Source organism: Agrobacterium leguminum, assembly GCF_015704895.1.
Lineage (GTDB): Bacteria > Pseudomonadota > Alphaproteobacteria > Rhizobiales > Rhizobiaceae > Agrobacterium > Agrobacterium leguminum.
In genome coordinates this window covers 243,224-261,546 of the sequence record NZ_JADQWB010000002.1, presented here as the reverse complement: position 1 = coordinate 261,546, position 18,323 = coordinate 243,224, and the positions used below count along the sequence as shown (strand labels likewise).

15 protein-coding genes are annotated in these 18,323 nt (G+C 60.0%); 13 read left to right on the top strand and 2 right to left on the bottom strand.

The features are described from left to right. The first annotated feature begins 72 nt into the window (after window positions 1–72). From I3J13_RS04160 to I3J13_RS04100, 13 genes are all read left to right on the top strand, one after another. Window positions 73–1,218 carry an ABC transporter ATP-binding protein gene (locus I3J13_RS04160; RefSeq protein WP_196378079.1) on the top strand — a complete coding sequence of 382 codons (1,146 nt, stop codon included), beginning with the start codon at window positions 73–75 and terminating at the stop codon, window positions 1,216–1,218. After that, window positions 1,215–2,141, top strand: coding sequence for a carbohydrate ABC transporter permease (locus tag I3J13_RS04155; protein WP_196378078.1), 927 nt, complete (start codon window positions 1,215–1,217; stop codon window positions 2,139–2,141). The genes I3J13_RS04160 and I3J13_RS04155 overlap by 4 nt, the downstream gene beginning before the upstream one ends. Continuing rightward, on the top strand, window positions 2,141–2,962 hold the full coding sequence (locus tag I3J13_RS04150; protein WP_003520023.1) for a carbohydrate ABC transporter permease: 822 nt from the start codon (window positions 2,141–2,143) through the stop codon (window positions 2,960–2,962). The genes I3J13_RS04155 and I3J13_RS04150 overlap by 1 nt, the downstream gene beginning before the upstream one ends. Before the next feature lie 42 nt (window positions 2,963–3,004). Further along, window positions 3,005–4,297, top strand: coding sequence for an ABC transporter substrate-binding protein (locus I3J13_RS04145; protein WP_003503651.1), 1,293 nt, complete (start codon window positions 3,005–3,007; stop codon window positions 4,295–4,297). Window positions 4,298–4,362: 65 nt separating this feature from the next. After that, window positions 4,363–5,163 (top strand): phosphodiesterase, encoded by an 801-nt coding sequence (locus I3J13_RS04140; protein WP_196378077.1) that lies wholly within the window; start codon window positions 4,363–4,365, stop codon window positions 5,161–5,163. Between the two features lie 288 nt (window positions 5,164–5,451). Then, a complete protein-coding gene (locus tag I3J13_RS04135) occupies window positions 5,452–6,948 on the top strand; it encodes an acetyl-CoA hydrolase/transferase family protein (protein ID WP_196378076.1) in 1,497 nt (498 codons plus the stop codon). 186 nt (window positions 6,949–7,134) lie between these two features. After that, on the top strand, window positions 7,135–8,457 hold the full coding sequence (locus I3J13_RS04130) for an alpha/beta hydrolase (protein ID WP_196378233.1): 1,323 nt from the start codon (window positions 7,135–7,137) through the stop codon (window positions 8,455–8,457). Between the two features lie 126 nt (window positions 8,458–8,583). Beyond that, complete coding sequence (locus tag I3J13_RS04125; protein ID WP_196378075.1) at window positions 8,584–9,621, top strand: 4-hydroxyproline epimerase; 1,038 nt, start codon at window positions 8,584–8,586, stop codon at window positions 9,619–9,621. 113 nt (window positions 9,622–9,734) lie between these two features. After that, complete coding sequence (gene pyrC / locus I3J13_RS04120; RefSeq protein ID WP_080856948.1) at window positions 9,735–10,772, top strand: dihydroorotase; 1,038 nt, start codon at window positions 9,735–9,737, stop codon at window positions 10,770–10,772. Window positions 10,773–10,939: 167 nt separating this feature from the next. Continuing rightward, window positions 10,940–11,638 (top strand): orotate phosphoribosyltransferase, encoded by a 699-nt coding sequence (locus I3J13_RS04115; protein ID WP_003520012.1) that lies wholly within the window; start codon window positions 10,940–10,942, stop codon window positions 11,636–11,638. Window positions 11,639–11,738: 100 nt separating this feature from the next. Then, complete coding sequence (locus I3J13_RS04110) at window positions 11,739–12,665, top strand: carbohydrate kinase family protein (RefSeq protein WP_196378074.1); 927 nt, start codon at window positions 11,739–11,741, stop codon at window positions 12,663–12,665. A gap of 124 nt (window positions 12,666–12,789) precedes the next feature. Next, window positions 12,790–13,755 carry an acetylxylan esterase gene (locus I3J13_RS04105; RefSeq protein WP_196378073.1) on the top strand — a complete coding sequence of 322 codons (966 nt, stop codon included), beginning with the start codon at window positions 12,790–12,792 and terminating at the stop codon, window positions 13,753–13,755. Then, complete coding sequence (locus tag I3J13_RS04100) at window positions 13,752–14,480, top strand: esterase family protein (RefSeq protein WP_196378072.1); 729 nt, start codon at window positions 13,752–13,754, stop codon at window positions 14,478–14,480. The genes I3J13_RS04105 and I3J13_RS04100 overlap by 4 nt, the downstream gene beginning before the upstream one ends. Before the next feature lie 61 nt (window positions 14,481–14,541). Here I3J13_RS04100 and pgi read toward each other — a convergent pair whose 3' ends face one another. Together pgi and I3J13_RS04090 are read right to left on the bottom strand one after the other, a co-directional pair. After that, complete coding sequence (gene pgi, locus I3J13_RS04095; protein ID WP_196378071.1) at window positions 14,542–16,167, bottom strand: glucose-6-phosphate isomerase; 1,626 nt, start codon at window positions 16,165–16,167, stop codon at window positions 14,542–14,544. A 139-nt stretch (window positions 16,168–16,306) separates the two neighbouring features. Further along, window positions 16,307–18,019, bottom strand: a complete 1,713-nt coding sequence (locus I3J13_RS04090; protein WP_078051306.1) for a long-chain fatty acid--CoA ligase — start codon at window positions 18,017–18,019, stop codon at window positions 16,307–16,309. Window positions 18,020–18,323 lie beyond the last annotated feature (304 nt).

Below are 18,323 nucleotides of genomic sequence, written 5' to 3'. Positions count from 1 at the left end.
TCGAACTTTCCGCAAACCTTCGTCATATTGTCATACAATATAAGCATATGCGCTCCAGAAAAGGAGCGCAGAATGACGCCACAATCACTTGAACTTGCGGGCATCGGCAAAGGCTTCGGGGCTGACGATGTTCTGAAAGAGATCGATCTCTCCATCCGTCCCGGAGAGTTTTTGTCTCTCGTCGGCATGTCGGGCTGCGGCAAGTCCACGCTTCTGCGTATCATTGCGGGGCTGGAAACACCGGATCGCGGTTCGGTCTCCATCGGCGATCAGGATGTGACTGAGGTTGATCCGAGCGATCGCAACCTGGCGATGGTTTTCCAGTCCTATGCCCTTTATCCGCATATGAGCGTGCGCCAGAACATTGCCACACCGCTCAGGATGCGGCGTCTGCCCTTTGCCGCCCGCCTGCCGCTGGTCGGACGGTTTGCGGCCCCGGCGGAAACGCTGAGCCAGATCGACGCCGCCGTGGAACAGGCGGCCGAGACGCTACAGATCGCGCATCTGCTGGATCGCAAGCCTGCGCAGCTTTCCGGCGGCCAGCGTCAGCGTGTGGCGCTTGCCCGGGCGCTGGTGCGTTCGCCTGCCGCCTTCCTGATGGACGAGCCGCTCTCCAACCTCGATGCGAAGCTTCGCGCCCACATGCGTGAAGAACTGGCCGGCCTGCACCGTCGGCTGGGGGCGACCTTCATCTATGTCACCCATGACCAGATCGAAGCCATGACCATGTCCGATCGCATCGCATTGATGTCGGAAGGCCGCATCGAACAGCTCGGTACGCCGGACGAGCTTTACCGCAAACCCGCAACGCTGACGGTCGCGCGTTTCATCGGCACGCCATCGATCAACCTGCTGCCGGTCGAAATCGACGCGCAGGGTAAAGTCACAGCCTTTGGACGCGATCTTGGCATCGAGGGTGTGGGCCGCGATGCCGGCCCGGCGACGCTCGGCCTTCGTGCCGAAGATTTGCGCCCGGGCGAAGAAGGTTTTGCCGTGCGGGTGGTGCGCAGCGAAACCCACGGCGCCGACCGCTTCGTGAGCTGCCGTCTGCTGAGCGACGAGACGGTCGCCATCACCCTGCGTCAGGGCGCCGGCGATGCCGTGGGCGCGGATATGAATGGCGTGATGAATCTCGGCTTTGCGCCGGAACGCGCGCATCTTTTCGCGGCCGATGGCCTGCGTCGCAAGGTGACGGTGCGCGAACGGGTGCCGGCATGACGGCGGTCGATTTTTCCACAGCCGCGCGCGCGAAGGCTCGCCGGCGGCTGTCAAAGGCGGACCGGCGGATGATCTGGCGCGGCCTGATATTCGCTGCCCCTGCAAGCCTGCTGCTTCTGGGGATCTATATCGTTCCGATGCTCGTTCTGGCCGGTTTTTCCGTCACCGACTACCAGCTCGGTTCGCTCTCCACCCGCTTTGTCGGCCTCGGAAACTTCGTCAAGGCGTTTCAGGATCCGGTCTTCCTGCGCTCTCTGGCCAACACCGCCATCTATGCGCTCATCGTCATTCCCTTCGGTGTGTTTCTGGCGCTCGGCGTGGCTTTGCTCGTTTATAACCGCAAGCGTAGCCGGGCTTTCTGGGAGGTGGCTTATTTCCTCCCCGTCACCGCAACCCTCGTCGCCATGGCGACCGTGTGGCAGTTCCTGCTGCATCCCTCGCTCGGTCCGGTGAATGCGGCGATCAAATGGCTGGGCTTCGAGCCGGTCGCCTTCCTCTCCAATCCCGTCCTCCTCATCCCCACCATGGCGCTGATGGGCGTCTGGCAGATACTGGGTTTCAACATGGTGCTGTTCCTTGCGGGCCTCACCGCCATTTCGAAGGATCTGCACGAGGCGGCGCGGCTGGATGGCGCCAAAAACCCGATCGACCGCTTCCTGACCGTAACTTGGCCGATGCTTGGGCCGACGACCATGTTCGTGGTGGTCACCACCTCCATCTCGGCCTTCAAGGTATTCGAGACGGTGGCTGTCCTGACGAAGGGCCGCTTCGGATCGGAAACCCTGCTGTTCGATCTCTATCTCGAAGGTTTCGAATATTCGAACACCGGTTATGCCGCCGCGCTGACGATTATCTTCCTCGCGATCGTGCTGGTCCTGTCTATCGGCCAGACGCTGCACATGGACCGGAAGGTGCACTACTGATGGCCGCACTCCGCAAATATCTCCCACATCTCGTGCTTGCCCTTGGCGCTTTCGTGATGCTCCTGCCGTTCTACTGGATGGTATTGACCTCGATCCGCTCACCAGCAGAGATTTTCGATGTCTCGCTTTGGCCGATCCCGCAAAAATTCGACGCTGTGGATAATTATGCCCGGGCGGCGGGTCAGGTGCCGATGGCGCGTTTCATGCTCAACGGCGTCATCGTCTGCGTCGGCATTCTCGTCGTGCAGATCCTGACGTCGGTTCCGGCTGCCTATGCGCTGGCAAAGCTCCGGTTCCCGGGCCGCAAGCTGCTGCTGGGCCTCGTCATTGCGGCGCTCTGCGTTCCCATTCAGGCGCTCGCTCTCCCGCTTTTTGTCGGTCTCGCCAAGACGGAGCTTCTGAATACCTATTTCGCGATGATGATGCCGTTCTTCCTTTCGGTCTTCGCCATCTTCCTGTTCAATCAGTCCTTCCGCAGCTATCCGAATGAGATCATCGAGGCTGCCCGCATGGACGGGTTCTCGGAAATGGAGATTTGCTGGGGACTGGTCCTTCGCGGATCGCTGCCTTCGCTCGCCGCTTTCTCGATCTTTTCGCTCGTTGCCCACTGGAACGACCTTTATTGGCCGATGATCGTGGTCTCCGACACCAATCTCGCCCCGCCGCCGCTTGGAATGATGCTCTTCGCCGATGTCGAATCCGGCGCGAATTACGGTGCGCTGATGGCGGGCGCCACACTGATTACCGCGCCGATGGTGCTGTGCTTCCTCCTCGCACGGCGGCACTTCATCGCCGGTATTACGATGACCGGCGTCAAGTGACGCCGTTCAGATTTCCTCCTCCCAACCTCTCTGGAGACTGACATGAAACTCAACCGACGCGCTGTGATGGGCGGTCTGGCTCTCGGCATGGCTTTTGCGGGCCTCGCTCAGCCGGTTCTGGCCAATGAAATCACGCTCAACGTTCTTTACAACCTGCCGGGCTTCACCAAGTTCCATCAGCCGCTGGCCGATGAATTCATGAAGAAGAACCCGGACGTGAAGATCAACTTCCTCGCTCCGGCCGCCGGTTATAATGAAGGCCAGCAGCAGGTTCTGCGCTCCGCCGTAACGGGCAATCTGCCGGATGTTTATTTCTCGGGTTACAACCTGACGGCGGAACTCGTTCACACGCTTGCACCGCGCAACCAGATCACCGATCTCGGCCCGTTCATTCAGGCTGAAGGCGGTCAGGCCTTCCTCGACAAGAACTACAGCCCGAAGATGGCTGCACTCGGCCAGATCGACGGCAAGCAGTATGGTCTGCCGGTCAACGCCTCCTCGCCGATCATCTACATCAACTCCGACCTCGTCACCAAGGCTGGCGGCGATCCGGACAAGATGCCGACGACCTTTGCGGAACTCATTGCTCTCGCAAAGAAGATCAAGGCTCTCGACCCGAAGTTCGCCGGCATGAGCTACGACATCAACGGCTGGCCGGATGACTGGTTGTGGCAGGCGCTCATCGTCGAACAGGGCGGCAAGCTCGTTGACGAGAAGGCCAAGACCGTTGGCTTCGACAACGAGATCGGCCTCAACGCCCTGAAGATGACCCGTCAGTTCGTCACCGAAGGCGGCCAGAACCTGCTCGACTGGGATCAGTCGCGCCAGCAGTTCGGTGCAGGTCTCACCGGTTTCATCTTCTCGACGCCTGCCCATGTTCAGACGATCCAGGGTCTGGTCGGCGACCGCTTCAAGCTGAAGACCGCGACCTTTCCGCTCGACAACAAGGAAAAGGGCGGCGTTCCGACCGGCGGCAACTCGGCTGTTATCCTGACCCAGGAAAAGGCCAAGCAGGACGCCGCCTGGAAGTACCTGAAGTGGATCACCGGTCCGGAAGCGCAGAACACCATCGTTCGCATCACCGGTTACCTGCCGACCAACAAGCTGGCCACCGGCCCGGACTTCCTCGCTCCCTATTATGTCGAGAACCCGAATGTGAAGACCGCTTCGCTTCAGGCTGACCGTTCTCTGCCCTGGGCCGGTTATCCGGGTGGCGATTCCGTCCGCATCTGGCGCACCCAGCGCGACATCATCGGCACCGTCATGCGCGGTGAGGTGACGCCGGAAGCCGGTCTCAAGCAGATCGTCGAGCAGACCAACGCCCTGCTGAAATAAGCAAAACCATCGAAAAGGCTGCGGGAAATCCGTTCCCGCAGCCATTTTGCGCAGAAAGACCTGTTATGAAGATCATCCAGATCACCGACACCCATCTCGTACCCCCCGGCATTGCTGTAAACGGCGTCGACCCGGAAAAGCAGCTGCGCGCGGCGGTGGCCGATATTGTCGAAAAACACGCCGACGCCGATCTTCTTGTGATGACGGGTGATCTCTGCAATTACGGCGAGCCGGAAGCCTATGAGCTGCTTCGCGACATCCTCGCGCCCGTTTCGATCCCCGTGCAGTTGATGCTCGGCAACCACGACCGCCGCCCGGAATTCGTGGCCGCCTTTCCGGAGCAGCAGCGCGACGATAACGGCTACATCCAGTCATTCATCGATACCGAATTCGGCCGGCTGCTGTTTCTCGACAGCCACGAGGCCGATGTGATCGGCGGCATGTATGGTGCGGATCGTCTGGCATGGCTGGAGAGTGCGCTGGAAAGCGCGGGCAACCTGCCGGTGACGGTGTTCATTCATCACCCGCCGATGGATTGCGGCATCCGCCATTTCGAACATATCGGCATGCATGATGACGGTGCTGTCATGCGCCGTCTCGCCGCTCATCCGGCCGGTATACGTCATATCATTTTTGGCCATATCCATGTGCCGATGGCAGGTACGACCGCCGAAGGCATCGCCTACAGTTCCGGTCAGGCCTGCGCGCACCGTTTCATCACCGATATCGATGTTGTCGATCCGCTGTGGACGGGCGGCAATCCCTGCTACCGGGTCATAAGCCTGGGCGCATTCGGTCTGCGTGCCTATGATGCGGAAGTGGGGCAGGTCGTGCTCGGTCAGGCGCCTGTCTGTGAAGGCCCCTGACACCGGACGTTTCCTGTTGCACGGAGATGACCTTCGCCTCGTCGCCTGTTGCCGGTGGTGAGGGAGGGATTTTTGACGATTGCAAGGCTGCGGTGGTGAGAAGACCCCGTGGCCTGTCGCGCCGATGCGCCACTTCTGGTTTGTTGAACGGATGTGATGCGTCGAAACCATGGTTCCGTGCGCACCCTTGATCTATGTCAGTTTCATCGATGAAACTGCACGCCATAGTCGCCGAAAGGTGGCCAGCCGAATGCCGTGCCATCGTGATGACAGATCATGGAGAATTGCATGCTTGAAAAGCGTATCCGCAACGCGTCCCTCTTGAACAGGATCGTCAGCGCCGAAGAGGCTGCCAGTCTCATTCAGGACGGCATGACGGTGGGCATGAGCGGTTTTACGCGCGCCGGCGAAGCGAAGGCGGTGCCGCTGGCCTTGGCCGAACGCGCCAAGACGAATCCCATGAAAATCACCCTGATGACCGGTGCGTCGCTCGGCAACGATCTCGACAAGACCATGGTGGAGGCGGGCATGCTGGCGCGCCGTATGCCGTTCCAGTCCGATCCGGCTTTGCGCAGGGCGATCAATGACGGCAAGGTGATGTTCATCGATCAGCACCTTTCCGAAACGGTCGAGCAATTGCGCGGCGGTCAGATCCACGGGGTCGATATCGCCATTGTCGAGGCTGTGGCGATCACGGCGGAAGGCGGCATCGTGCCAACCACTTCCGTCGGCAATTCGGCAAGCTTCGCTATTCTGGCCGACAAGGTGATCGTTGAAATCAACCTGTCGCAGCCCGAGGTGCTGGAGGGGTTGCACGACATCTTCATTCCCGCCAAGCGCCCGACCCGCATGCCCATTCCGGTGGTGGCGACGGATAGCCGTGTCGGCCTGCCGTTCATTCCGGTGCCACCGGAAAAGATCGCCGCCATCGTGCTGAGTGACAAGAGCGACAGCTTTTCGACGGTGCTGCCGCCGGATGACGAGACCAAGGCCATTGCCGGCCATCTCACCGAGTTCCTGCTGAACGAGGTGCGTCACGGCCGCATGACCCATGAGCTCCAGCCACTCCAGGCCGGCATCGGCACCATTGCCAATGCCGTGATGCACGGTTTCATCGATACGCCGTTTCACGATCTCAAAATGTATTCGGAGGTCCTGCAGGATTCGACTTTCGAACTGTTTGATGCGGGCAAGCTCACCTTCGCCTCGGGGTCGTCGATCACGCTGTCTTCCGCCATGAACGAGCAGGTGATGCCGCGACTGGCGGAATATAAGAGCAGGCTTATCCTGCGGCCACAGGAGGTCAGCAACCACCCGGAAGTCATCCGCCGCCTCGGCATTATCGGCATCAACACGGCGCTGGAATTCGATATCTACGGAAACGTCAATTCCACCCATGTCGGCGGAACGCACATGATGAACGGCATCGGCGGCTCGGGGGATTTCGCCCGCAACGCCTATATGTCCATCTTCGTCACCAAATCGATCGCCAAGGGCGGGGCCATTTCAAGCGTCGTGCCGATGGTCAGCCATGTCGATCATACCGAACATGATGTCGATATTCTCGTCACCGAAATCGGGCTTGCCGATCTGCGTGGGCTGGCGCCTCGCGAGCGCGCGGCGGTCATCATCGCGAATTGCGTGCATCCTGATTATCGCGATGCGCTGACGGATTATTACCAGCGGGCGGTGGCGCGGGGCGGACATACGCCGCATCTCATCGAAGAAGCGCTCTCCTGGCATGCGGCTCTGCGCGAAAGGGGCACGATGCTGCCGCAGAAATAGGCCTGCATTTTAGAAGGCGCCCCGTTGCCGGTGTGACAGCAGCGCAATTGGGTCCGTTTGGACACACCGGGGCGGAAATTGTCCGCTTCCGTGCTGTGGTTGCTGGCGCGTCTGTTCCGCCTCCGGTAGAAAATCCTCTCCCCCGGCTGCTGTCTGGCTGCCTCTGGGTTGTAGGAGAGTAACGTGATGCCCATTCGCTTCGTGGCCATGATCGCCATTGTCGCCCTGCTCGCCGGCTGCGGGGGGCGTCCGATCGGGGTCATGACGCCGACGGGGCAGACCGTGGCGGGAACCACACCGGTCAATCTTCTGGTCGCCACCACCCGCGCACCATCGGAAAACGCCGCCGTGCTTTTTGGCGGCGAGCGTGGAACGGGTCTGAAGGTGGATGCGGTGACGGTCTCCATTCCGCCCAATGCCAACCGCAAGGTGGGGCAGGTGCAATGGCCGAAGAAACTGCCGCCGAATCCGCTGAAGGATTTCACCACGGTTGCGGTAGAGCCCATTCGCTCCGAAGCGGAGACACGAAGCTGGATCAGCAAACATATCCAGAAGGATCGCCGCGTGCTGGTCTTCGTACATGGTTTCAATAACCGTTACGAAGAATCCGTCTATCGCTTCGCCCAGATCGTCCATGATTCCGGCACGGATGTCGTGCCGGTGGTCTTCACCTGGCCGTCGCGGGCGAGCATTTTCGACTATAATTACGACAAGGAAAGCACCAACTACTCGCGCGATGCGCTGGAGGAGATGCTGACGCGACTCGCCAAGGACAAGTCCATCGGCGAGGTCACGGTCATGGCCCATTCCATGGGCACCTGGCTTGCGGTGGAGGCGCTGCGCCAGATGGCCATCCGCAATGGCCGGGTCGATCCGAAGATCGGCAATGTCATTCTTGCCGCGCCGGATCTGGATGTGGACGTGTTCAGCCGGCAATTCGCAAGCCTCGGCAAAACCCCGCCGAAATTCACTCTGTTCGTTTCGCAGGATGATCGCGCTCTCAGCCTGTCACGCCGTATTTCCGGCAATGTCGATCGTCTCGGCCAGATCGACCCATCGGTCGAACCCTATCGCAGCGAGCTTGAAAAGGCCGGCATCACCGTTCTGGATTTGACCAAGCTGCAATCCGGCGACCGCCTGAACCATGGCAAATTTGCTGAAAGCCCTGAAGTTGTCCGCCTGATCGGCGACCGCCTTATCGCCGGGCAGACGGTGACGGATTCCGATGTCGGTCTGGGTGAGGCGCTGGGTGCCGTCAGCATCGGGGCTGCGCAAACCGTCGGAACGGCGGCGAGCGTCGTGGTCAGCGCGCCGATTGCGGTGTTCGATCCGCGCACGCGTGAAAATTACGGCAGGCAGGTGGAACGGCTCGGCCGCTCCGTGGAAAACACCGTCGGATCGGTGGGCGATACGGCCGGTTCCGTGGTGGACGATCAGGCTGTTCAGTCGTCGAGAGTGAATTGCGAGGCGACCGCCAACCGAAATCGGGCGGAATGCCGTAGCCGCTAAATCGTGATTAAAAGGGCGGCTTCGAACTTTCCGCGTTTTCGAGGCCGCACCCTCGCAGATTTGTATACAGCTTGTATTTTTATCTGTATGGTCGGGTCAACAACCCAACTTCCGGAGTAGACCCCCATGCGTTGGAAACGCACCCTCCAGCTTCTCGATGTTCATTGCGAAGGCGAAATCGGCCGTGTCGTCACCGGCGGCGCGCCGAAAATTCCCGGCAACACGGTGGCCGAACAGCTTCACTGGATGAATACCGATCCGCAGGGTGAGGCGCTTCGTCGCTTCCTGACGCTGGAGCCGCGCGGCACGCCGATGGGATCGGTCAATCTTCTCCTGCCGCCGAAGCACCCGGATGCGCACGCGGCCTTTGTCATTCTCCAGCCGGATCAGGCGCATGCCAGCTCCGGTTCCAATTCCATCTGCGCGACGACGGCGCTTCTGGAAAGCGGCATGGTGGAAATGCAGGAGCCGGAAACCGTTATCATCCTCGAAACGGCCGCCGGTCTGGTCAAGGCCACGGCCACCTGCCGCGACGGCCGTTGCGAAAAGGTCAAGCTGACCATGGTGCCGTCCTTCGTGCATGAGCTGGATGTCAGCATCGACACGCCCGAATGGGGCAGGGTGACGATGGATATTTCCTATGGCGGCATTTTTTATGCGCTGGTCGATGTCCGCCAGATCGGCCTGACGATCGAAAAGGCCAATGCGGCCAAACTGGTCTCGGCGGGCATGATCCTGAAGGATCTGGTCAACCGTGAAATGACCGTCGTTCATCCGGAAATCCCGGCCATTTCCGGCGTTGCCTATGTCATGTTCCGCGATGTGGATGCGGATGGTTCCATCCGCACCTGCACCACCATGTGGCCGGGCCGGGCGGATCGTTCGCCCTGCGGCACAGGTAACTCCGCCAATCTCGCCACGCTTTATGCGCGCGGCAAGGTTAAGGTGGGAGACGGGTATAAATCCCGCTCGATCATCGGTTCGGAATTCGATGTCGGCCTTTCCGCCGTCACCGAGGTGGCCGGCCGCCCGGCCGTCATTCCCACCATTGCCGGGCGCGGCTTCACCTTTGGGCTGCATCAGGTCGGTCTCGATCCGTTTGATCCACTGGCCGATGGTTTCGCCATGACGGACGTATGGGGCCCAGAAGCGGGCAACATCTGAGGCATGCTTTAAAAAAATGACATTTACAGCCGCCGGATGAACTTTGGCGGCTGTTTTCCCGCGGCAAAAGATGCTAAGCGGGCGCCAATTCCGTCATGCTCCGAGGTATCCCGATGAAGTCGCTCACCCTGCGCCGCCCTGATGACTGGCACCTGCACCTGCGTGATGGGGCAATGCTGGAAGGGGTGATCGGGGATACGAGCCGCCATTTCGCCCGCGCCATCATCATGCCGAACCTGGTGCCGCCGGTCGTCACCACGGCCGATGCCCGCGCCTATCGCGAACGCATCGTCAAGGCCATTCCCGCGGGTGATCGTTTCGAGCCGCTGATGACCCTCTATCTGACCGAGGACACGCAGGCCGACGATGTGGAAGAAGGCAAAAAAAGCGGCCTCATCACCGCCGTAAAGCTTTACCCAGCCGGTGCGACCACCAATTCCCATGGCGGTGTGCGCGATTTCAACAAGGCCATGCCGGTTCTGGAACGCATGGCGAAGATCGGCCTGCCGCTTTGCGTGCATGGTGAGGTAACGACGCCGGAAGTCGATATTTTCGACCGCGAGAAGGTGTTCATCGATACGGTTCTGGAGCCTCTGCGCCAGCGCCTGCCGGAACTCAAGGTGACGATGGAGCACATCACCACCCGCGATGGCGTGGACTATATCAAGTCGTCCAAGGCCAACATCGCCGGCTCCATCACCACCCACCATCTCATCATCAACCGCAATGCCATTCTGGTCGGCGGTATCAAGCCACATTATTATTGCCTGCCCGTCGCCAAGCGCGAGGAGCACCGGCTGGCGCTGCGGGCTGCCGCGACTTCGGGCGATGCGCGCTTCTTCCTCGGCACGGATTCCGCTCCGCATGTGGACCCGCTGAAGGAATGTGCCTGCGGCTGCGCCGGCATCTATACCTCCATCAACACCATGAGCTGTCTTGCCCATGTCTTCGAGGATGAAAATGCCCTTGATAAGCTGGAAGCCTTCGCTTCGCTCAATGGCCCGGCCTGGTATGGCCTTGCGCCGAACGAAGAGACCATCACGCTGGTCAAGCGCGAGGAAGCGGTGGCCTTTCCTGAAAAAATCGAGACGGGCGCCGGGCCGGTCACCGTGTTCGATCCGATGTTCCCGCTCCATTGGGATGTGAGTTGATTTTTTAGTAACCGCCGGCACTGCCGGCGGTTTTGTTATGGTCCCCAGGCATTCGCCCTTCTGCGCCGCCTGCGGATACCTGCAATGCTGAACCGAGACGTTGTGCTTTCCGAAAACCGATCCGGGTTTTCGGAGCGATAAACCAAGGCCGAAAAAGGAGAACGCCTATGAACCATTTCACATTCACTGACCGCGCCGTCGTTGCGGAACTGGTTGCGAAGATGTTGTGGGAAATCAAGGCGGTTCACTTCAATTCCGAAAGCCCCTATACCTTCGCTTCGGGCATGAAGAGCCCGGTTTACATCGATATGCGCAAGCTCATCTCCTTCCCGCGCATCCGCTCGGCGGCGATGGATTTTGCGGCGGCGGCGGTGATGCGCGAGGCCGGTTTCGAGAAGTTCGACTGTGTGGCAGGTGGCGAGACGGCGGGCATTCCCTTCGCCGCTTTCCTTGCCGAGCGCCTCGGCCTGCCGATGATCTATTGCCGCAAAAAGCCGAAAGGCCATGGCCGCAACGCCCAGATCGAAGGCCATATGCCGGAAGGCGCTCGCGTTCTCGTCATCGAGGATCTGACGACGGCCGGCGGCTCGATGTTCACCTTCATCGACGCCATCCGTGCGGCGGGCGGCATTGTCGATCACGGCATCGCGCTGTTTTATTACGGCATCTTCGAAGAAGCTGAAGCGCGCTTCGCCAATGGCAATGTCAAGCTGCATTACCTGACCACCTGGCGCGATGTTCTGGCGGTTGCCCGGGCTGAAAAACTGTTCGACGAAAAGACCCTCTCCGAGGTCGAAGCCTTCCTCGATAACCCGCTGCCGTGGTCGGCAAAACGCGGCGGTGTCAGCGAATTGCCGCAATCTTAATTTCGGATGCGGCCAGCCCGGTTTTGCGGCTGGCCTTCCGATCGATCTTCGTCTAAATCGATTTAAGTCCATTTGATTTGCTGTTTTGAGGAGGACCGTAATGATCCTGTGTTGTGGTGAAGCCCTGATCGACATGCTGCCCCGGCAGACGACGCTGGGTGAGGCGGGTTTTGCCCCCTATGCAGGCGGAGCGGTCTTCAACACGGCGATTGCGCTTGGGCGTCTCGGCGTTCCATCCGCCTTCTTCACGGGTCTTTCCGATGACATGATGGGCGATATCCTGCGGGAAACCCTGCGCGCCAGCAATGTCGACTTCAGCTATTGCGCCACCCTTTCGCGGCCGACCACCATCGCCTTCGTGAAGCTGGTGGATGGCCATGCGACCTATGCCTTCTATGACGAGAACACCGCCGGCCGGATGATTACCGAGGCGGAGCTTCCGGCACTGGGCGCGGATTGCGAGGCGCTGCATTTCGGTGCGATCAGCCTCATCCCGGAGCCCTGCGGCAGCACCTATGAGGCGCTGATGACGCGCGAGCACGAAAGCCGCGTCATCTCGCTCGATCCGAATATTCGCCCCGGCTTCATCAAGGACAAGCAGTCCCACATGGCCCGCATTCGCCGCATGGCGGCCATGTCGGATATCGTGAAATTCTCGGATGAGGACCTTGCCTGGTTCGGACTGGAAGGCGATGAGGACACGCTTGCCCGCCACTGGCTGCACCATGGTGCTAAACTCGTCGTCGTCACCCGTGGCGCCAAGGGCGCGGTGGGGTATAGCGCAAATCTGAAGGTTGAAGTGGCCTCCGAGCGGGTGGAAGTGGTCGACACCGTCGGCGCGGGTGATACCTTCGATGCCGGTATTCTCGCCTCGCTGAAAATGCAGGGCCTTCTGACCAAGGCGCAGGTTGCCTCGTTGACGGAAGAGCAGATGAGGAAGGCTCTGGCGCTGGGCGCGAAAGCTGCTGCTGTGACGGTTTCGCGGGCGGGCGCGAATCCGCCCTTTGCGCATGAAATCGGTTTGTGATGAGCGCGGTTGAACCATTTTGAAAAGGTGGTTCAACACTCTTCCCGGCTTTAGAACCGTAAAAAACCGTTATTTCGATATTATGAAGCTTGTGTCCGCTGTTTTTTCACGAAACAAGCATCGCATGAGCGTTCCCAAGTCCCATCTTTTCGATTTCGACCCGACCTATGGCATGCAGCGCGAGCAGCTGCTGGCCATCACCCCGCCCGAAGCGCCGCCGGGCTTCGATGATTTCTGGAAAAAGCGCTATCGCCGCGCGCTCGCCACGGATCCCCGGCCGGTGCTGCGCAAAAGCAGGCTCAGTGACCCCCGGTGGCATGTCCTCGATATGACCTACACCTCCACCGGCGGTTTTCGCATCGGCGGGTGGCTGCTTTTGCCGCGCGAAGGGCAGGTGCGTCGCGGCCTCGTTGTGGGCCATGGTTATGGTGGGCGAGGGGAACCCGATTTCGACGTGCCGGTGGAAGAAACGGCCGTGCTGTTTCCCTGTTTTCGCGGGCTGTCGCTGAGCGCCTGTCCGCCGATCTCGTCCGATCCCGCCCTTCATGTTCTCTATAATATCGACAGGAAAGACGACTACATCATCGGCGGCTGCGTCGACGATCTGTGGGTTGCCGTTTCCACGCTCATCAGCCTCTATCCGTGGTTGGAAGGGCAGGTGGGTTACAGCGGCATCAGTTTCGGCGGCGGCATCGGTGCCCTGGCCATCCCTTTCGACGAGCGCATAGACCGCGGCCATCTTGTCGTGCCGACGTTCGGACACCGGCCGTTCTGGCTGACGCTACCCACCGTCGGCAGCGCGGATGCGGTCCAGACCTATCAGAAGACCCATGCCAACCTGCTTGAGACGCTGCGCCTGTTCGATGCCGCCTGTGCCGCCACCCGCATAAAAGTGCCGATGCTGGTCGCACCCGCGCTTTTCGACCCGGCGGTCGCGCCGCCCTGCCAGTTCGCGGTGGCCAATGCGCTGCCAAAATCAAAATTTAATGAAATATTCATCCTCGACGCCGGGCATTTCGATTACCCTGACAGCGCATCGCAAGATGCGGTCCATAAGGACAAGGTCAGACGGTTTTTCAAGGTGCCATGAAACGCGAATATCTCCGCTGGTATAGTCAAAGGCTCCATCGCGACATGGAGCTGTTAATATTCGGACATTCCGGCGCCAAGGTGCTGATGTTTCCCACCCGCGACGGGCGTTTCTTCGAATATGAGGAACTGGGTCTTGTCGGCAGTCTGGCCGACAAGCTGGAGGCGGGGCACCTTCAGCTCTATTGCATAGAGGGGCTGGCCAGAGAGACCTTCTATGCGGCCGGGCATCATCCCGCCGATCGCATTCGCCGGCACGCCGCCTTCGAAGACTATATTCTGAACGAAGTGCTGCCGCTGATGGCCGAGAAAAACCCGAATAGCGATACGATCGTGCAGGGTTGCAGTCTGGGTGCGTTTCAGGCCGCGAGCCTCGTCTTCCGCCACCCGCATCTTTTTCGCAAGCTCGTCGCCTTTTCCGGCCGTTATGACCTGACGATGAAGGTGGAATCCTTCGGCGATCTGTTCGACGGCTATTACGACGACGACATCTATTTCCACATGCCGAGCCATTTCCTGCCGGGCCTCGCCTGCCCGTGGCGGCTTGATCACCTGCGCCGCATCGACATGGTTTTCACCATAGGCGATGCCGATCCGTTTCTGGACAACAACCATCACCTCAGCCGGGTTCTATCGGACAAGCAGGTGGGGCATCGGATGCATGTCTGGGATGGCCGCGCCCACCGGGCGGGCGCGTGGCGCAAGATGGCGGCGCTTTATATTTGAGCCGCCACATTAAAAAAGCCGGAGGTGTCTCCGGCTTTTTAGATAACGGTCGTAACGTCCCTCAGCCCGCCAGTCCCGACAGCGCCTTCACCAGACCCTGTGTCGAGCTGTCATGGCCGGCTGCACTTTCCTTGCCTTCAACGACGGGAAGCAGGCCGGTCGCCAGTTCCTTGCCAAGCTCCACGCCCCACTGGTCGAAGGAGTTGATGCGGAACAGCACGCCTTCGACGAAAACGCGGTGCTCGTAGAGCGCGATCAGGCGACCGAGCGCGAACGGCGTCAGCTTGTCGTAGACGAAGGTAATGGAGGGGCGGTTGCCGGTGAAGACGCGATGCGGCGCGATGAAATCAGCGAGTTTGTCTTCCATGCCCTTGGAGGTGAGCTGGGCTTTCGCTTCGGCGAGCGTGCGGCCCTTCATCAGCGCTTCCGATTGCGCCAGGCAATTGGCGATGAGAAGCTGGTGCTGGTGGCGCAGTTCGGGCTCGAAACCGTTGGCGGCGATCATGAATTCGGCCGGAATGACGCTCGTGCCTTGGTGGATGAGCTGGTAGAAGGCGTGCTGGCCGTTGGTGCCTGGCTCGCCCCAGACGACCGGGCCGGACTGACCTTCGACGGGCGTGCCGTCGATGGTGACGCCCTTGCCGTTCGACTCCATGTCAAGCTGCTGCAGATAAGCCGGGAAACGCGACAGACGCTGATCATAGGGCAGGATCGCCCGTGTCGGATAATTCAGCACGTTGCGGTTATAAAAGCCGATGAGACCGAGCAGCATCGGCAGATTTTCGCGGATCGGCGCTTCGCGGAAGTGCCTGTCCATGGCGTGCGCACCATCCAGGAACTTGCCGAAATTATCCGGCCCGATGGCGATCATCAGCGGCAGGCCGATGGCCGACCAGATCGAATAACGTCCGCCAACCCAGTCCCAGAAACCGAAGATGCGGTCGCTTTCGATGCCGAAGGCGGCAACCTTTTCCAGTGCGGTGGAAACGGCGGCGAAGTGATGCTTGACAGCTGCCTCACCCAGTTTCTCGGCGATGAAACGGCGCGCGGTGGCGGCGTTCGTCATCGTCTCGATGGTGGTGAAGGTCTTCGACGCGACGATGAACAGCGAGGTTTCCGGGTCGACGAGCTTCAGCGTGTCGGCGATATGGGCGGCATCGATGTTCGAGACGAAATGCGCGCGCGGGCCGTCATGGAAAGGCGCGAGCGCCAGCGTCGCCATCACGGGGCCGAGATCGGAACCGCCAATGCCGATATTGATGACGTCGGTGATCTTCTTGCCAGTCGCGCCCTTGAGAGAGCCGGAGCGGATGGCATCGGCAAACTTGCCCATGGCGGTAAGAACGGCGTTCACGTCAGGCATCACGTCCTTGCCGTCCACGAGAACCGGCGTATTGGAACGGTTGCGCAGCGCGGTATGCAGCACGGCGCGGTCTTCGGTGAAGTTGATTGCCTTGCCGGAGAACATCTCCTCGCGCTTGGCCTCGACGCCGCCTTCGCGTGCGAGCTGTTCGAGAAGCGTGACGATTTCCTCGTTCACGGCGCATTTGGAATAGTCCATCAGCAGGTCATCGAATTTGGCGCTGAAACGGCTGAATCTCTTGTCGTCGGCCGCAAAGGCGGCGCGAAGATCGGTTGCGGCTGTGCTGCTCGCCGTTGCTTTCAGTTTTTCGATGGTGGCCTGCATCTTGTGCTCCTCGGCTTCCGTGGAAGGATGAGGAAACTATTCTTTTTCAGGCGGCCAAATCAAGGCGACTTTGATAAAAGAAAAGGGCCGGGACGAAAGAAAGAGCCGGTCGCCCGGCTCTCCCTATTGCGCGAGACAATCAGTTCAGATTGCGCAATTCGCGCCGCAAGATTTTGCCGACATTCGATTTCGGCAACTCGGTGCGGAACTCGATGATTTTCGGCCTTTTGTAGTTCGTCAGGTTCTTGGCGCAGAAGGCCTTGAGCTCGGCTTCCGTGAGCGACTGGTCCTTCTTGACCACGAAAAGCTTGACGGTTTCGCCGGAATGCTCATCCGGAACACCGATTGCGGCACATTCCAGCACGCCCGGATGGCTGGCGGCCACTTCTTCCACCTCGTTCGGATAGACGTTGAAGCCCGAAACAAGGATCATGTCCTTCTTGCGGTCGACGATCTTGGTGTAACCACGCTCGTCCATGAAACCCATGTCGCCGGAGCGGAAGAAGCCGTCGGCGGTCATGGCTTTTGCGGTTTCATCCGGCCGCTGCCAATAGCCGGCCATGACCTGCGGCCCGCGAATGCAGATCTCGCCGACTTCGCCTGTTGGCAGGCTGTTGCCGTCCTCGTCGCGAATATCGATTTCGGTCGAGGAAATCGGCAGACCGATGGTGCCGCTGAATTCCGTCGAATCCAGACGATTGACCGTTGCAACGGGCGATGTCTCGGAGAGGCCGTAGCCTTCGGCAATCGGGCAACCGACGATGGAAAGCCAGCGTTCCGCAACGGGCCTTTGCACCGCCATGCCGCCGCCGAGAACCAGAATAAGCGACGACAGATCGAGCTTGCGGAAATCTTCATTGTTCATCAGCGCGTTGAAAAGCGTGTTGATGCCGGGGAAAACATGCGGCTGATAATGCGTCAGCTCCTTTACGAAGCCGGGAATATCGCGCGGATTGGCGATCAGCAGATTATGACCGCCGAGCGCAATGCCCATCAGCGAATTCACCGTCAGTGCGAAGATGTGGCAGAGCGGCAGCGCGCAGATGAAGTTGAGAACTTCCGGGCGGTCCTTTCGGCCGTTGAAGGCGGCGTCCAGCCACAGGCTGATCTGAAGCTTGTTGGCCAGAAGATTGGCATGGGTGAGAACCGCACCCTTGGATACACCCGTTGTGCCGCCGGTATATTGCAGGAAGGCGATGTCCTGCGCCGTGAGGCTGACCGGCTTCAGCGAAAATCCCTGACCTTCCTTCAGCATCGCCTTGAAGCTGATGGAACCGGGGATGGCGTAGGCGGGCACCAGTTTCTTGACCTTGCGAACCACCAGATTGACGATATGTCCCTTCAGGCCGAGGAGATCGCCCATCGCTGCGACGACCACATGCCGCACCGCGGTTTTAGGCACCGCCTGCTGGGCCACATGGGCGAAGTTTTCCAGAACGAAGATCGCCTTTGCGCCGGAATCCTTGAGCTGGTGTTCCAGCTCGCGCGGGGTATAGAGCGGATTGACATTGACCACGATCATGCCCGCCCGCAGGATCCCGTATACCGCGACGGGATTTTGCAGGATATTCGGCATCATCACGGCAACCCGGTCGCCTTTTTCCAGCCCTCTGGATTGCAGCCAGGCAGCGACCGCGCGGGTTTCAGCGTCCAGTTCCCGATAGGTCAGGGACTTTCCCATGCTGGAAAAGGCCTTGCGGTCGGCAAATTGCGCACAGCTCTTTTCGAGAAGTTCGACAAGGGAGGCATGGGCGGATGCGGGGATTTCGGAAGGTACACCCGGCGGATAGGATGCCAGCCAACGCTTCTCCGCGCTGACGTTTTCCGGGTGTCCCAGGGACAGTTCACTCATGCTTCTCCTCCCAGAGTCTTTGTCGCGCCGCGCATTCCTTGAAACGCGTGAAGGGCGCTTTCGGCTGCCTGATGTTCACGAAGCTCCCGCATTCAGCCGGCTCAATCGGCCAGGTTGAGGGAACTCCCTGTGGCGTCACCGGATCGACCGCTCCTCTCGCTCCCCGGTGACGAATGATAGACGCGTAATCCATTGACGTCCATCTCGTCGGCAAAGCCTATTTAACTCTAACGTAAACGTCAATATTGCTGCCGCACATCTCGCCAACTCGTGAAGGGAAAAGCATTTTGCCCGGCTTTTTTGA

Bases quoted from the DNA above. Each gene is read 5' to 3' on its own strand.
- I3J13_RS04160 (WP_196378079.1), top strand. From the start codon at position 73: ATGACGCCACAATCACTTGAACTTGCGGGCATCGGCAAAGGCTTCGGG.
- I3J13_RS04155 (WP_196378078.1), top strand. From the start codon at position 1,215: ATGACGGCGGTCGATTTTTCCACAGCCGCGCGCGCGAAGGCTCGCCGG.
- I3J13_RS04150 (WP_003520023.1), top strand. From the start codon at position 2,141: ATGGCCGCACTCCGCAAATATCTCCCACATCTCGTGCTTGCCCTTGGC.
- I3J13_RS04145 (WP_003503651.1), top strand. From the start codon at position 3,005: ATGAAACTCAACCGACGCGCTGTGATGGGCGGTCTGGCTCTCGGCATG.
- I3J13_RS04140 (WP_196378077.1), top strand. From the start codon at position 4,363: ATGAAGATCATCCAGATCACCGACACCCATCTCGTACCCCCCGGCATT.
- I3J13_RS04135 (WP_196378076.1), top strand. From the start codon at position 5,452: ATGCTTGAAAAGCGTATCCGCAACGCGTCCCTCTTGAACAGGATCGTC.
- I3J13_RS04130 (WP_196378233.1), top strand. From the start codon at position 7,135: ATGCCCATTCGCTTCGTGGCCATGATCGCCATTGTCGCCCTGCTCGCC.
- I3J13_RS04125 (WP_196378075.1), top strand. From the start codon at position 8,584: ATGCGTTGGAAACGCACCCTCCAGCTTCTCGATGTTCATTGCGAAGGC.
- pyrC (WP_080856948.1), top strand. From the start codon at position 9,735: ATGAAGTCGCTCACCCTGCGCCGCCCTGATGACTGGCACCTGCACCTG.
- I3J13_RS04115 (WP_003520012.1), top strand. From the start codon at position 10,940: ATGAACCATTTCACATTCACTGACCGCGCCGTCGTTGCGGAACTGGTT.
- I3J13_RS04110 (WP_196378074.1), top strand. From the start codon at position 11,739: ATGATCCTGTGTTGTGGTGAAGCCCTGATCGACATGCTGCCCCGGCAG.
- I3J13_RS04105 (WP_196378073.1), top strand. From the start codon at position 12,790: ATGAGCGTTCCCAAGTCCCATCTTTTCGATTTCGACCCGACCTATGGC.
- I3J13_RS04100 (WP_196378072.1), top strand. From the start codon at position 13,752: ATGAAACGCGAATATCTCCGCTGGTATAGTCAAAGGCTCCATCGCGAC.
- pgi (WP_196378071.1), bottom strand. From the start codon at position 16,167: ATGCAGGCCACCATCGAAAAACTGAAAGCAACGGCGAGCAGCACAGCC.
- I3J13_RS04090 (WP_078051306.1), bottom strand. From the start codon at position 18,019: ATGAGTGAACTGTCCCTGGGACACCCGGAAAACGTCAGCGCGGAGAAG.